Origin of the sequence: Caproicibacter sp. (assembly GCF_046707225.1) — a bacterium.
Lineage (GTDB): Bacteria > Bacillota > Clostridia > Oscillospirales > Acutalibacteraceae > Caproicibacter.
The window spans coordinates 342,167-356,157 of sequence record NZ_JBJKOP010000036.1 but is presented as its reverse complement, the minus strand read 5'-3'; the positions used below and the strand labels follow the sequence as shown (position 1 = coordinate 356,157).

14 protein-coding genes are annotated in these 13,991 nt (G+C 51.3%); 10 read left to right on the top strand and 4 right to left on the bottom strand.

Annotation, left to right across the window (positions count from 1 at the left end; all coding sequences use genetic code 11):
- Entirely contained in the window at positions 1 to 927 is a 927-nt protein-coding gene (locus ACLQ3M_RS10905) for a ComEC/Rec2 family competence protein (protein ID WP_411677712.1), read from the top strand.
- Positions 928 to 961: 34 nt separating this feature from the next.
- Entirely contained in the window at positions 962 to 1,159 is a 198-nt protein-coding gene (locus ACLQ3M_RS10900) for a DUF3006 domain-containing protein (RefSeq protein WP_411677711.1), read from the top strand.
- A 60-nt stretch (positions 1,160 to 1,219) separates the two neighbouring features.
- On the opposite strand, the gene ACLQ3M_RS10895 is transcribed toward ACLQ3M_RS10900, so the two are convergent.
- Positions 1,220 to 2,386 (bottom strand): FtsW/RodA/SpoVE family cell cycle protein, encoded by a 1,167-nt coding sequence (locus tag ACLQ3M_RS10895; RefSeq protein ID WP_411677710.1) that lies wholly within the window; start codon positions 2,384 to 2,386, stop codon positions 1,220 to 1,222.
- 158 nt (positions 2,387 to 2,544) lie between these two features.
- On the opposite strand from ACLQ3M_RS10895, the gene ACLQ3M_RS10890 reads away from it, so the two are divergent.
- From ACLQ3M_RS10890 to ACLQ3M_RS10855, 8 genes are all read left to right on the top strand, one after another.
- Entirely contained in the window at positions 2,545 to 4,212 is a 1,668-nt protein-coding gene (locus ACLQ3M_RS10890; RefSeq protein WP_411677709.1) for a formate--tetrahydrofolate ligase, read from the top strand.
- Between the two features lie 28 nt (positions 4,213 to 4,240).
- Positions 4,241 to 4,681 (top strand): tRNA (adenosine(37)-N6)-threonylcarbamoyltransferase complex ATPase subunit type 1 TsaE, encoded by a 441-nt coding sequence (tsaE, locus tag ACLQ3M_RS10885; RefSeq protein ID WP_411677708.1) that lies wholly within the window; start codon positions 4,241 to 4,243, stop codon positions 4,679 to 4,681.
- Positions 4,662 to 5,372 carry a tRNA (adenosine(37)-N6)-threonylcarbamoyltransferase complex dimerization subunit type 1 TsaB gene (gene tsaB / locus ACLQ3M_RS10880; RefSeq protein WP_411677707.1) on the top strand — a complete coding sequence of 237 codons (711 nt, stop codon included), beginning with the start codon at positions 4,662 to 4,664 and terminating at the stop codon, positions 5,370 to 5,372. Before tsaE ends, tsaB begins: the two co-directional genes overlap by 20 nt.
- Complete coding sequence (gene rpiB, locus ACLQ3M_RS10875) at positions 5,369 to 5,812, top strand: ribose 5-phosphate isomerase B (protein ID WP_066648380.1); 444 nt, start codon at positions 5,369 to 5,371, stop codon at positions 5,810 to 5,812. Before tsaB ends, rpiB begins: the two co-directional genes overlap by 4 nt.
- Before the next feature lie 25 nt (positions 5,813 to 5,837).
- Positions 5,838 to 6,470, top strand: a complete 633-nt coding sequence (gene upp, locus ACLQ3M_RS10870) for a uracil phosphoribosyltransferase (protein WP_066648377.1) — start codon at positions 5,838 to 5,840, stop codon at positions 6,468 to 6,470.
- Between the two features lie 147 nt (positions 6,471 to 6,617).
- A complete protein-coding gene (locus ACLQ3M_RS10865; RefSeq protein ID WP_411677706.1) occupies positions 6,618 to 7,025 on the top strand; it encodes an RrF2 family transcriptional regulator in 408 nt (135 codons plus the stop codon).
- 153 nt (positions 7,026 to 7,178) lie between these two features.
- Complete coding sequence (locus tag ACLQ3M_RS10860; RefSeq protein ID WP_411677705.1) at positions 7,179 to 9,086, top strand: acyl-CoA dehydrogenase family protein; 1,908 nt, start codon at positions 7,179 to 7,181, stop codon at positions 9,084 to 9,086.
- A gap of 32 nt (positions 9,087 to 9,118) precedes the next feature.
- Complete coding sequence (locus tag ACLQ3M_RS10855; protein WP_411677704.1) at positions 9,119 to 10,330, top strand: FprA family A-type flavoprotein; 1,212 nt, start codon at positions 9,119 to 9,121, stop codon at positions 10,328 to 10,330.
- Between the two features lie 52 nt (positions 10,331 to 10,382).
- Here the strand turns inward: ACLQ3M_RS10855 and ACLQ3M_RS10850 are convergent, their stop codons facing one another.
- The 3 genes from ACLQ3M_RS10850 to ACLQ3M_RS10840 all read right to left on the bottom strand — a co-directional run bounded on the left by ACLQ3M_RS10850 (position 10,383) and on the right by ACLQ3M_RS10840 (position 13,981).
- Positions 10,383 to 11,570 (bottom strand): aldo/keto reductase, encoded by a 1,188-nt coding sequence (locus tag ACLQ3M_RS10850; protein ID WP_411677703.1) that lies wholly within the window; start codon positions 11,568 to 11,570, stop codon positions 10,383 to 10,385.
- A gap of 120 nt (positions 11,571 to 11,690) precedes the next feature.
- A complete protein-coding gene (locus tag ACLQ3M_RS10845) occupies positions 11,691 to 13,322 on the bottom strand; it encodes a CTP synthase (RefSeq protein ID WP_411677702.1) in 1,632 nt (543 codons plus the stop codon).
- Positions 13,323 to 13,432: 110 nt separating this feature from the next.
- Positions 13,433 to 13,981 (bottom strand): hypothetical protein, encoded by a 549-nt coding sequence (locus ACLQ3M_RS10840; RefSeq protein WP_411677701.1) that lies wholly within the window; start codon positions 13,979 to 13,981, stop codon positions 13,433 to 13,435.
- Positions 13,982 to 13,991: the final 10 nt, after the last annotated feature.

The following is a 13,991-nucleotide window of genomic DNA, read 5'->3' as shown; positions in this document are numbered from 1 at the left end:
ATGAAAATTTCTTCCTTTTTTCTCAACCGTATCCGCTACGCCGCCGCTGCTTGTCTGATTCTGGGGATTCTTGCCGCGTCGGCTGTTCCTTTCGGCGCCTCTTCCCTGTGGCCCGAAGTCCTCTCTTTTTTCGGCCTCAGCGATTTTTCCGCCTGCGCCGACGGCTGGCCCGCATCCGTCCATGTTCTGGACGTTGGAAAGGCGGACAGTATTTTGATTGAATGCGGAGGAAAAAGCATGCTGGTGGACGGCGGCACGCCGGAACGTGGAAAAGATATTGTCCGGTATTTAAAACAAAGAGGAACTTCATGTTTGGAATATGTTGTTAATACACATCCGGATGAAGATCACATCGGAGGATTAAAATATATTTTGGAGAGTTTTCCCGTCCAGCATTTTTTTGGTTCCAAAGTCAAACCGGATTTAATTCCACAGGATTCGGCCTACCGTGACACAATGGATGCACTAAGGCAGAAAGGGATGGCTCAAGAAAATCTGAACGCTGGAGACGAATTTTCTTTGGGCGAAATGGACATCCGTGTGTTGGGACCTGTTACCCCCGGTGAGAGTACCAACAACTCCTCCATAGTACTGTTGCTGCGCTATCAGAACATGCGGTTCCTGCTTACGGGAGACATGGAAAAGGAAGAGGAAGAAAGCCTTTTGAACACTGGAGAAGCTCTGTCCGCAAACGTTTTAAAAGTGGGCCATCATGGCAGCAGTACATCAACCACTCCTGAATTTTTACAGGCGGTTCATCCGTCCTATGCTGCAATATCGGTTGGGTATGACCGCAACAAGCTACCAAAGAACGATGTTCTGGAACGGTTGTACCGATCCGGAATACAAACTTACCGAACGGACGTCAACGGAACCATCATCTTTCTTACGGATGGTAAAAAGATTTCCGTAAAGACTGAGAAATAAAAAGAATCTATCACAATCAGGGAGAGTGGCTTTTATGAAATCAATCACAATCAGCCGCATGGAAGGAATCTATGCAATCTGTGAGGATGAAAACCAGAAGTATTATGCCATTGAAATTTCGGAGCTGCCGCAAGGAGCTTCTGCGGGTGACGTATTGATCGTTGACGATGCGCAGGGAACGCTGGCCATTGATCGGGAAGCCACCCTCGCAAAGAAAAAAAAGAAGAAATAAAAAAGAACTGCTTTTCGGATTTAAATTCCGGAAAGCAGCTCATTTTATTGTTATACAGGGTCAAATTCTTCGTTTCAAGACGACCTTATCCGTGTTGACGCGATGCATATAAACATTTAAAACCAAGCCAAAACCAAAGTAAAGGCAAATGGCCGAAGACCCGCCATAGCTGAAAAACGGAAGCGTCACACCCATGACCGGCAAAAGGTCGAGGCACATTCCAAGATTAAAAACAGCCTGCGCCGCGATCATGCCGAAAAAGCCCATGCAAATGCAGCTGCCGAGCAGATCCGTTGACTTGTGGGCAACACGAAGCGTATGCAGGAGGTAGAGCAGAAGCAGCAGCATGATCGCAGTACAGCCGATAAAGCCAAGCTGTTCGCCGGCTACGGAAAAAACAAAGTCGCTCTGCTGAACCGGCACGATCGAATGATTGACCCGGGGACTTTGAAACAAACCGCGTCCCCACAGTCCGCCGCTCCCGATGGAAAGCCTCCCCTGAATTTGCTGATAAGCATATTGTAATGCCGCGTTGGGGTCGGAATCAAGGCGATAAGTAACCAGAAGGCGCTCCTTTTGATAATCTTTTAGAACATATTTCCACGCAAGCGGAAGGGCCACGCCGACAGATACAATCAACGCCGCAAAATACCTCAGCTGGATTCCCGCCCCGAACGACATGGCAAGGAACATGCAGAAAAAGATCACAGCCGTACCGTCGTCCCCCTGAAAATGCACCAGAACGACGGGAACCATCGCGTGTAAAGCAAGTAAAACGACATGGACGGGAGACTTTAAAAGGCCCCGCTCTTCCAACGCTGAAAGATGTTTTGAGAATGTCAGGATAAACCCTATTTTCACCAGTTCACTCGGCTGAAACGTCAGATGGCCGGGCAAATAAATCCACGCCTTGGCGTTAACGCCTCCGCTGTTGACAACAGCCGACCCAAAAAGCTGCGTATAGATAATCAGGAACAAACAAAATCCGGCAACTACATACCAAAAATTTGTTATTTCCCTGTAATCAATGAATGAAAAAAGAAACGCTCCGACAAATCCGCCGACCACCGCCACAAGCATCGTCGTGAAATAGCCCATTGTTCTCCCTTCCGGACTGGGAACGGTTTTCATCAACAAAAGGCTGTAGGAAGAAATCAGAATCATGAGAAGCCAGTAAAGCTTGTCCGTTCGTTTTATATAATTCGCAATCGATTTTAATGCGCGCATCGTTTCACCTCATAAAATGCTCGGGTCCTACGATAGATTATTATATGACACCGCACACAAACTTGCAAGACGTTCGGAATATTAAGCGCGCAGTATTTCCTATCCGCTCGAATTGTGTTATAATTTTAATCAATATATACGTTGTTAGGAGAATGCGAATGCTCACGGACATCGAAATCGCACAACAGGTAAAACCGAAGCGGATCGGACAGATCGCGGCGGAACTTGAGATCCAGGATGAAGAACTGGAACCTTACGGAAGATTCAAGGCCAAGCTGAACGATTCACTTTACCGCAGGATTTCAGACAAAAAAGACGGAAAACTGATTCTGGTCACCGCGATAAACCCCACGCCTGCCGGAGAAGGAAAAACCACCACGGCGATCGGCCTTGGCGACGCTCTTGCAAAAATCGGCAAAAAAGTTGTTATCGCGCTGCGGGAGCCTTCGCTTGGACCTGTTTTCGGAATTAAGGGAGGCGCTACGGGAGGCGGCTATTCTCAGGTAATTCCGATGGAGGACATCAACCTGCATTTTACCGGCGATTTTCACGCGATCACCTCCGCCAACAATCTTCTCTGCGCCATGCTGGACAATCACATTCAACAGGGAAACTCCCTGCAAATAGACCCGCGAAGAATTCTGCTTCAGCGCTGCGTGGATATGAATGACCGCCAGCTTCGCCAGATTGTCTGCGGCCTTGGCGGCAAAGCGAACGGCGTTCCCCGTGAAGACGGCTTCTGCATTACCGTCGCCACAGAAGTCATGGCGATTTTTTGCCTTGCCAAAAACCTGAGCGACCTGAAGAAAAGACTTGGCAATATTCTGGTTGCCTATACGAGAAGCGGCGAACCTGTGTATGCGCGCAGTCTGAAAGCTGAGGGCGCTATGGCGGCCCTTTTAAAGGATGCGATTAACCCGAATCTGGTCCAGACGCTGGAAGGAACCCCGGCGCTGGTTCACGGCGGCCCGTTCGCGAATATCGCGCATGGCTGCAACACGGTTCGCGCTACGCGTTACGCATTGAAACTGGGCGACTACTGCGTAACGGAAGCTGGCTTCGGTTCCGATTTAGGTGCTGAAAAATTCATGGACATTAACTGCCGTCTTTCCGGTCTGAAACCGGACGCAGCCGTTCTTGTCGCGACTGCGCGCGCCCTGAAATACAACGGCGGCGTACCAAAAGCGGAAACCGCGAAAGAAAACATACCCGCGCTGAAAGCCGGGATGGAAAATCTGGGCGCTCATATCGCAGGCCTGAAAAAATACGGCGTCCCGGTTGTCGTCGCGATTAACCGGTTTGAAAGCGATTCAGAGGACGAGCTTTCCCTGATTGAACGGTACTGTCATGAAAACGGCGCGGACTTTGCCCTTTCAGAAGTTTTTGCGAAAGGCGGAGAAGGCGGCGTGGAGCTCGCCAAAAAGGTCTGCGACGCCGTGGAACGGAGCTCCGATGTTCATCTTCTTTATGAGGACGACGCTCCCATTACAGACAAAATAGAAACGGTCGCGATGGAGATTTACGGCGCGGACGGGGTAACCTATACGCAGCAGGCGCTTCGCTCTCTGGGAGAAATTGAATCGCTCGGGGGCAACCAACTGCCCGTCTGCATTGCAAAGACGCAGTATTCCCTCTCGGACGATCCAAAGCTTCTGGGCAGGCCCTCCGGCTTCACCATTACCATCCGGGACGCCAAGCTGAGCAGCGGGGCCGGGTTTGTCGTGGCATACGCGGGGAATATCCTGACGATGCCCGGGCTGCCCTCTCACCCTGCGGCGGAACGGATCGATGTGGATGAAAACGGAAAAATATCCGGTTTGTTTTAAAAGGCCGGCGTTCACGGAAGGTGATTTGATGCGGGAATACAAGACTTCATCTCCTGAGGAGACCGAACGCCTCGGCGAACAGATCGCTTCCGGCTTAAAGGGCGGAGAAGTTCTCGCCCTTTTCGGAGGAATGGGAATGGGCAAAACCGCCCTGACCCGCGGGATTGCGCGTGGCCTGGGAATCCCGGAAGGCGTTTCCAGCCCGACATTCGCCCTGGTTCACGAATACAAAGGCCGCGTGACCTTATACCATTTTGATATGTACCGCGTCACAAGCTGGGACGATCTGGCTTCCACCGGATTTTTCGACGACCTGGATTCCGGAGCGGTTCTGGTTGTGGAATGGAGCGAAAACATTGAAAACGCGCTTCCCCCGGAAGCCGTCCGGATTCATCTTCGCCGCGGGGAAACGGACGGCGAACGGATGATTTCCATTGAGGAGAGAACTGATGAAAATACTGGCGATTGATTCCTCCGCGGTAACCGCCTCCGCCGCTATTACGGAAGACGGAAAAATACTCGGGGAATATTTTCTGAATACAGGATTGACGCACAGCGAAACCCTGATGCCGATGATTGAAAGCGTTCTGCAATGCGTCAAAGTCAATCCGTCCGAACTCGACCTGTTTGCGGTTTCGTCCGGTCCTGGTTCCTTTACCGGCATCCGGATCGGCATCGCGAGCATCAAAGGGCTTGCTATGCCTTTTGGAACATCCTGTGCGGGTGTTTCCACCTTGGAAGCGATTGCGCACAATCTGAGCCACCTGGACTGCGTTGTCTGCGCCGTCATGGACGCCCGGTGCGGGCAGGTTTACAACGCCCTTTTCAGGGCGGGAAAAGGGTTGCTGGAAAGGCTGACGCCGGACCGGGCTATCGCCGCGAAAGAACTGGCGGCGGAATGTGAAAAGCTGAGCGGCCCGATTTATCTTGCGGGAGACGGAGCCAAACTTTGTGCGAAATCCGAGTCTTTTCAAAAACTTGGCGCTTTACTGCCGCCGGAACCGCTGATTTATCAGCGGGCCTGGGGAGTTGCAGAGGCTGCCGAAGCCGCAGTGCGGGAAAACCGCACGGTCTCCCCCGCCGAATTAATGCCGTTCTATCTTCGCCCAGCTCAGGCCGAGCGTTCCTTAAAAAAACAGCTTGGAGGAAATGAAACATGATTGCATTGGGAGCCGACCACGGCGGGTACGCGCTGAAAGAAGCCATTAAGCACTATCTTGACGCCGAAAAGACGGCATATAAGGATTTCGGAACATTCGACGAAAATTCGGTTGATTACGCTCCGATCGCCGCGCAGGTCGCCCATTTTGTCGCGGACGGCGGTGCCGAGCTCGGTATTCTTTGCTGCGGAACCGGAATCGGCATGAGTATGGCGGCCAATAAGGTAAAAGGAATCCGCGCGGCAGTCTGCGCGAACGCTTACTGCGCCGAAATTACAAGGCACCATAACAATGCCAACATTCTGTGTCTGGGCGGCAGAGTCATCAGTGAGGAGCAGGCGGTTGAATTCGCAAAGCTGTTCTTAAACGCCCCGTTCGACGGCGGCCGCCATCAGCGGCGCGTTGATGAAATCACCAAAATTGAACAGGGCGAGCTTTAATAGAAATTGATTGGAGGATGTAAAAATGGAAAAACAAGTATTTATTATGGACCATCCGCTGATTCAGCATAAACTGACCTATCTCAGAGATAAAACTACGGGCTCCAAGGACTTTCGTCAGCTCGTAAGTGAAATTGCCATGCTTCTGTGCTATGAAGCTACCCGAGACCTTCCGTTGGAGGAAACAACGGTGGAAACTCCGGTTGCCCTGGCCAAGACAAAGATTATTTCAGGCAGAAAGCTGGCATTCGTCCCGATTCTGCGCGCCGGCCTCGGCATGGTGGACGGCGTGCTGCAAATGGTACCCGCGGCAAAGGTCGGCCACATCGGACTGTACCGCGACCCCAAAACTCTGAAGCCCGTCGAATATTACAGTAAACTCCCCTGCGACATTGAGCAGCGCGATGTGATCGTTTTAGACCCAATGCTTGCAACCGGAGGCTCCTCCGTCGATGCGATCACCATTATTAAGCGAAGCAACCCGAAGAGCATCAAATTCATGTGCATCATTGCTGCGCCGGAGGGAATTAAAGCGGTGACCGAGGCGCACCCGGACATTCAGCTTTACTGCGCCGCGGTTGACGACCATCTGAATGAACACGGTTATATCGTTCCGGGCCTTGGAGACGCGGGAGACCGGATCTTCGGGACCCTGTAACCGTTACATTTCCTATTTTCTTAGAGGATGGCAAGGCGGCCATCCTCTTTTTTTACAAAATTTTAGGAATAATTATCATATAAAACTTGACAACATCTATCCAGAATGATATAGTATGAATGTCACCGAATAATGGGAGGAAGTTAAGTGCTGATTACACGGGAAACGGACTATGCCCTGCGGATTCTGCGGGCCCTGTCGGGCGGAGAGCATGTTACGACCGCGGATATTTGCAAAAAGGAATTGCTACCGCAGCAGTTTGTTTATAAAATACTCAAAAAGATGGAACGCGCCGGGCTTGTTCTCATCACCCGCGGAAAAGACGGCGGCTGCCGGTTAATCAAAGACCTTCAAACGGTAAGCCTTTACGATTTAATGGAAATTATGGAAACCGATAAGTCGGTCAGCGCCTGCACCCAGCCGGGCTACCCCTGCGCGTGGCGCCAAAAATACGGCAAGCCCTGCATGGTGCATCAGCATCTTCAACAGATTCAGCGAAAGCTGGACGACGAGTTGAAGGCTTTCCGGCTGTCAAAAATCCTGTCGGAAGACTGATCTTCTCCCCTTTTTTGCGCAACGTGCAAAGGGAATTCAGTGTCGCATTAATCTGGACTAATTGCATCTAGTTTAAAACATGGAACTTCCGGGAACAAAGCTTGAAAGCCTGTAAGAAATTTGCTGAAAATCATCATATAAGGAGGAATTCCAATGTTATTGAAAACCACTCAAGAGCAGGAAGCGTTTCGAGCAAAAGTCCGTGAATTTGCGGAAACGGAAATCAAACCTCTGGCGTTTACTCTGGACCAGGAAAACCGATTCCCCGATGAAGTGGTCCGAAAAATGGGCAAAATGGGGTGGCTGGGAGTCCCCTATCCCAAAAAATACGACGGTATGGGACTTGACATGATCAGCTACGCAATCGCCGTGGAGGAGCTTTCCCGTGTGGACGGGGGCGTCGGTGTCGTCTTATCCGCTCATGTTTCTCTTGGCTCGTGGCCCATTTTCGCTTACGGTACGGAAGAGCAGAAGCAAAAATATCTGGCTCCTCTGGCAAGAGGTGAAAAGCTCGGCGCGTTTGGCCTGACCGAAGTAAACGCCGGCAGCGACGCGGGCGGCACGGAAACGACCGCAGTTCTTGACGGAGATCACTACATACTCAACGGCGAGAAAATTTTTATCACAAACGCCGGGAAAGCCGACACTTACATTGTGTTCGCCGTGACGACTCCGGATATCGGCACACACGGAATCAGCGCCTTTATTGTGGAAAAAGGATGGGCCGGATTTGAGTTTGGCGACCACTATGACAAAATGGGCATCCGTTCCTCCGCAACGGCGGAGCTGATGTTCAACGACGTCAAGGTTCCAAAAGAAAACCTGCTGGGAAAAGAGGGCGACGGCTTTAAAATTGCCATGTCAACTCTGGACGGCGGCCGCATCGGCATTGCCGCGCAGGCTCTCGGCATTGCGCAGGGCGCCTTTGAAAGTGCGCTGGGATATTCCAAAGAACGCGAACAGTTCGGAAAACTGATCTGTCAGCAGCAAAACATCGCGTTCAAGCTTGCCGATATGGCGACAAAGCTGCGCGCTTCCCGTTTCCTTGTATACAGTGCGGCAGAGCTTAAGCAAAACCACGAGCCATATGGGATGGAAGCCGCTATGGCCAAACAATACGCCTCCGACTGCGGGCTGGAGATTGTAAACGACGCCCTCCAGATTTACGGCGGCAGCGGTTATATTAAGGGAATGGACGTGGAGCGTTTCTACCGCGATGCGAAAATCTGCACGATTTACGAAGGAACCAATGAAATCCAGAAAGTTGTGATTGCGTCTCATATCATCGGCCGCATGGCAAGAGAGGTTCCCGCAGCCAAAGCGCATCACGGCGGGCCGATTACCGGCGCGCGCAAAAAAATGATCTTCCGTGACGGAACTCTTCAGGACCAGGTCGGAGAACTGGTGAACGCACTGAAGAAGGACGGTTACGACTTTAGCGTAGGAATCGATCTTGACACACCGATTACCAAATCCGAGCGCGTGGTCAGTGCCGGAAAAGGAATCGGCGACCGCAAAAACATGGAACTGATCCGCGCGCTTGCCGCTCAGGCCGGAGCATCGGTCGGTTCATCCCGTCCGGTTGCGGAAACACTGCACTACGTCCCCTTAAACCGTTACGTCGGCATGTCCGGACAGAAGTTTAACGGAAATCTGTACATCGCCTGCGGAATTTCCGGAGCCGGTCAACATTTGAAGGGCATTAAAAACGCCGCGACCATCGTCGCCATTAACAATAACCCCAATGCTCCTATTTTTAAGAATTGCGATTACGGCATTGTGGGCGACGTCACGGAGGTCCTTCCGCTTCTGACCCAAGCGCTTGACAACGGCCAGCCGAAGCAGCCCGCGCCGCCGATGAAGAAGATGAAACGAGTTACCGTGAAGAAAGTAAAGCAGCAATGGAAGCATTACGTCTGCATCGGCTGCGGCTATGAGTACGATCCCGCTTTGGGCGACGAGGAAAGCGATGTTCGCCCGGGTACCACGTTTGAAGAGCTTCCGGAGGAATGGATCTGCCCGGATTGCGGCGAAGAAAAAGCGAATTTCATCGAAGCGTAATGGTCCAGAAAAAAACAAGGGAGGATTTTACTATGTATAATGTCAGGGAGATTACGGACGATCTGTACTGGGTCGGCGCAAACGACCACAGACTGGCTCTTTTTGAAAATATTTTTCCGATTCCGGACGGCGTCTCTTATAATTCCTACCTTTTGCTTGACAAGCAGACGGTTTTGTTTGACACAGTAGACTGGTCGGCCTGCCGTCAGCTTCTGCAAAACATAGAGCATGTGCTTAACGGAAGGCCGCTCGACTATCTTGTCATCAATCATATGGAGCCGGACCACGGCGCTTCGATTGAAGAGGTTCTGCTGCGTTACCCGAAAGCTAAGATTATCACAACCGAAAAAGCCGTTATGCTCATGCACCAGTTCGGGTTCCAGGTAGACGGCAGGACGGAAGAGGTTAAGGAAGGCGACACACGGTGCTTTGGAAAACACACGGTCGCTTTCGTCGCCGCGCCGATGGTTCACTGGCCGGAAGCCATGGTAACATTTGATACGACAAACGGCGCACTCTTCTCGGCTGACGCTTTCGGTTCCTTTCGAGCCTTGGACGGTAAAATGTTTAACGACGAAGTAAATTTCGACCGCGACTGGATCGACGAAGCCCGCCGTTATTTTACCAATATTGTCGGAAAATACGGCCCCTTTGTCCAGGCACTGCTGAAAAAGGCCGGTACTATTGATATCAAAATCATTTGCCCGCTTCATGGCCCTGTGTGGCGTTCCAATCTTGGCTATTTTCTTGACAAATACGACAAATGGAGCCGTTATGAGCCGGAGGAGCAGGGCGTCATGATCGTCTATTCCTCCATGTACGGCAATACGGAAAGCGCCGTCGGCGCGCTCGCCACGAAAATAGTTGAAAAAGGCATGCCGAACGTGGTGATGTATGATGTTTCAAAAACAGACGTCTCCTATCTGATTTCAGAAGCGTTCCGCCTGAGCCATATCGTTTTGGCTTCCGTCACTTACAATTTGGGAATTTACCCGCCGATGAAAAACTTCCTGATGGACATGAAAGCTCTGAACGTGCAAAAACGCACCGTCGCCATTGTGGAAAACGGCTCTTGGGCCTGTAAATCCGGAACGTTGATGAGAGAATTTTTAGAGAACGAAATGAAAGACATGGAGGTCCTGGACGACCAGTTGACGATCAATTCCTCCATGAATGAAAACAATCTTGAGGACCTTGACGCCCTTGCGGAAGGTATTGTACAATCGATAAAACCGTCCCTTTGAGACCGGGCCTTGAACGAATAAAAGCCGTCCCCTCAACGGGACGGCCTTTTAATTATATCTTGGATCTGAGCTCCGAAATCAGCTTGGTGATTTCCGCCATGCGCTCCGGAATTCGAATGGATTGCGGGCAGTGCTGCATACATTCGCCGCAGGCGACGCAGTTTTCAGCCCGTTTTTCTTCCGGAAGCATCTCATACGCCTTCACAAATGCTTTTGCTTCCTGATTGCCGACCGCCTGTGAGCCGAGCGCGATCGGTATTCTCATGGAGGTCACACATTCGTTGTAAACGGAGAAAACCCCCGGGATATCGACACCGTGCGGGCAATCCATACAGTACCGGCACCCGGTGCATGGAATTGTCCCGTTTTTCAGGTATTCATCCAATGACCGCACCAGCGCATTGCGTTCCTCCCCGCTCAGCGGCTCAAAGCGATTCATGGTGTCAACATTGTCACGAACCTGGTCCATGCTGCTCATGCCGCTCAAAACCGTCAGAACGCCCGGCAGGGAGGCCGCAAAACGAATCGCCCAGGAAGCGATGCTTTTGTCCGGCCGCGCCTCCTGCAAAATGCGAACCGATTCCTCACAGAGCGTGCAGAGGTTTCCTCCCCGGACCGGTTCCATCACGATACAGGGGATTCCCCGCTCTTCCAGAATACGGTATTTTGTCTTCGCGTCCTGAATATCCCAGTCCAGATAGTTCAGCTGTATCTGAACGAAATCCCAATCTCCGCGGTCAAGAATGCGCGGCAGATCTTCTGTTGTACCGTGAAAAGAAAACCCGAGGCGGCGGATAGCGCCGTCCTGCCTCTGACGGCGCAGGAATTCAATCGTATCAATTTTTTCGTATTGACTGATATAATTGTCCGGGTTCATCAGGGAATGACAGAGATAAAAATCGAAATAATCGACCTGGCATTTTTTGAGCTGTTCCTGAAAGATGCGTTCCCCATCGCCCGACCGCTTCAAAAGCCATCCCGGCATTTTATCCGCAAGAAAAAAACTTTCCCGCGGATACTTTTTTAAAGCGCGGCCAATAAAGGTTTCCGACATTCCCTCGTGGTAAGGGTAAGCCGTATCAAAATAGTTAACGCCGCTGCGGTACGCCTCATCAATCATCGCTTCGGCGGGTTGGTTATCGATGTCCTCTTTCCCGTCATACAGCTTTGGAAGCCTCATGGTTCCGAAGCCCAAAAGGGATACCGCTGCGCCGGTTTTCGGATCAGTTCGTTTTTCCATTTTTTCCTCCCTTTTTCTGTCAGCGTTCTATTTCCTGTATAAAATCGCGCGCTTCATCCTATCCGTCATTCACCCGGAATACGGAAAACCGCCCCCAGAAGGCAGGGGCGGCGAGAAGTGCTATTCTGAAATGGTCATCTGCTCATTGTTCTCCTGATGGTACTTTTTAGCCGCGCCGATCAGGCCCTGGAACAAAGGATGCGGGCGGTTCGGGCGGGACCTGAATTCCGGATGGAACTGGGAGCCCATGAACCACGGATGCTCCGGAACCTCCATCATTTCAACAATATGGTCGTCCGGCGACCTGCCGCAGAATACAACACCGGCCGCTTCAAACTGCTCCCTGTAATCGTTATTGACTTCAAAACGGTGGCGGTGGCGTTCATAAATCAGCGGTGCTTCCCCATACAGTTGATACGCCTTCGAACCCTGCTTCAGCTTGCACGGGTATTTGCCCAGACGCATGGTTCCGCCAAGCTGAACGACGTCCTTCTGCTCCGGCATCAAGTCGATGACGTGATTGGTGCTCTGCGGATCAAACTCCGCGGAATTCGCATCCGTCAGGCCGAGTACGTAGCGGGCGTACTCCACCAATGCAAGCTGCATACCAAGGCAAATGCCCAAAAACGGAACGCCGTTGACACGGGCATAATGTATCGCGGAGATTTTCCCTTCGATTCCCCTTTGACCGAATCCGCCCGGAACCAAAACGCCGTCCACATCGGCAAGAATCTCCGATACATTTTCCGCATTGATGGTTTCGGAATCAACCCATTTGATGTTTACCTTCACTTTATTGCCGAATCCACCGTGTGTCAGCGCTTCCGCAACGCTGAGATAAGCGTCGTGAAGCTCGATATATTTGCCCACAAGCGCGATGGTGACACTCTCTGTCGAAGACATGGCCGTGTTGACCATGGAAATCCATTCCGTCAGGTCCGGGCCCGGCGTATCCAGGGCAAAGTGTTTGCACACAATATCATCGAGCCGCTCCTCACGCAGCGCAAGAGGGATGGAATACAGAAGCGGAAGATCAAGATTTTCAATCACACAGTTTTCCGCAACATTGCAAAACAGGGCGATTTTCTTTTTAATGTCTTCGCCGATTTCCTTTTCCGATCTGAGCACGATAATATCGGGCTGAATCCCAATGGAAAGAAGCTCTTTGACGCTGTGCTGGGTCGGTTTGGATTTATGCTCATGGGAGCAGGCGAGATACGGAACAAGAGTCACATGTATAAACAGACAGTTGGAACGGCCGACTTCGGTGGCAAACTGGCGGATCGCCTCCAGAAACGGCTGGCTTTCAATATCCCCTACCGTTCCCCCGACTTCGATGATCGCAACGTCCACATTTTCCTTGCCTGCGTAAATGCGGGATTTAATTTCATTCGTAATATGAGGAATCACCTGTACGGTACCCCCGCCGTAGTCGCCGTTGCGCTCCTTCTGAATCACGCTCCAATAGACCCGTCCGGACGTCACATTGCTGTTCTGAGTCAGGTTTTCGTCGATAAAACGCTCGTAATGGCCCAAATCAAGGTCGGTTTCTGCTCCGTCGTCGGTGACAAAAACTTCTCCGTGCTGAAACGGATTCATCGTACCTGGGTCAACATTTAGATAAGGATCAAATTTCTGCATTGTGATCCTGAGTCCTCTGGATTTCAGAAGACGCCCCAAAGACGCCGCCGTGATTCCTTTTCCAAGTCCTGAAACCACACCGCCTGTTACAAATACATACTTTGCTGCCATATTGCCCTCCATCATCTATCTATATTATTTCACTATATTAGCCGCATTTATCAATAAAAAAATGATATCGCCCATATTTTATCATTGTAACGGGCGATAAGCTTATAAAATTAATGTACAACGGTAAAAAGGCTGCCGATCAGCGGCAAAGGCTCGTTCTTTCCCTGCGCCGCGCGGACCACGCCGATGATAATGTATGAAACCACAAGACACCAGGCTGTAAACGACAACAGCCCGCTGAAAGCCGTACCCGTCCAGGATAAAATCCCGATTCCGGAAAAAGCGAAGCCGAATACCGACTGGATGATCGCTTTTATGATCGACAGGGAAAAAGTCAGCGCAAATTCAAAAATGCTGAGGATGATCCCCTGATTGACATGAAACATGACGTTTTTGTTCTCCCGATCGGCAAGCAATCCCACAAGCCAGAGAATCCCGATGTAGGCCAGAATGGAAAACGCTTTTTCATCATTGGACGGCGACGGCCCGGTCACAGGATTTCTGCGCTGCCAATTTTGCGGAGCCCCGGAATAAGGGTCCCGATAGGCATTCCCCCAGTCAGCACCGGTGAAAGGCCTGCCATAACCCGGCGGCGGCGTGGGAGGCTGTCCCTGTTCGGAATATGGGCGACCCTGTTCGTTTTTATCCTTTTCATCCATGTCGGAACCT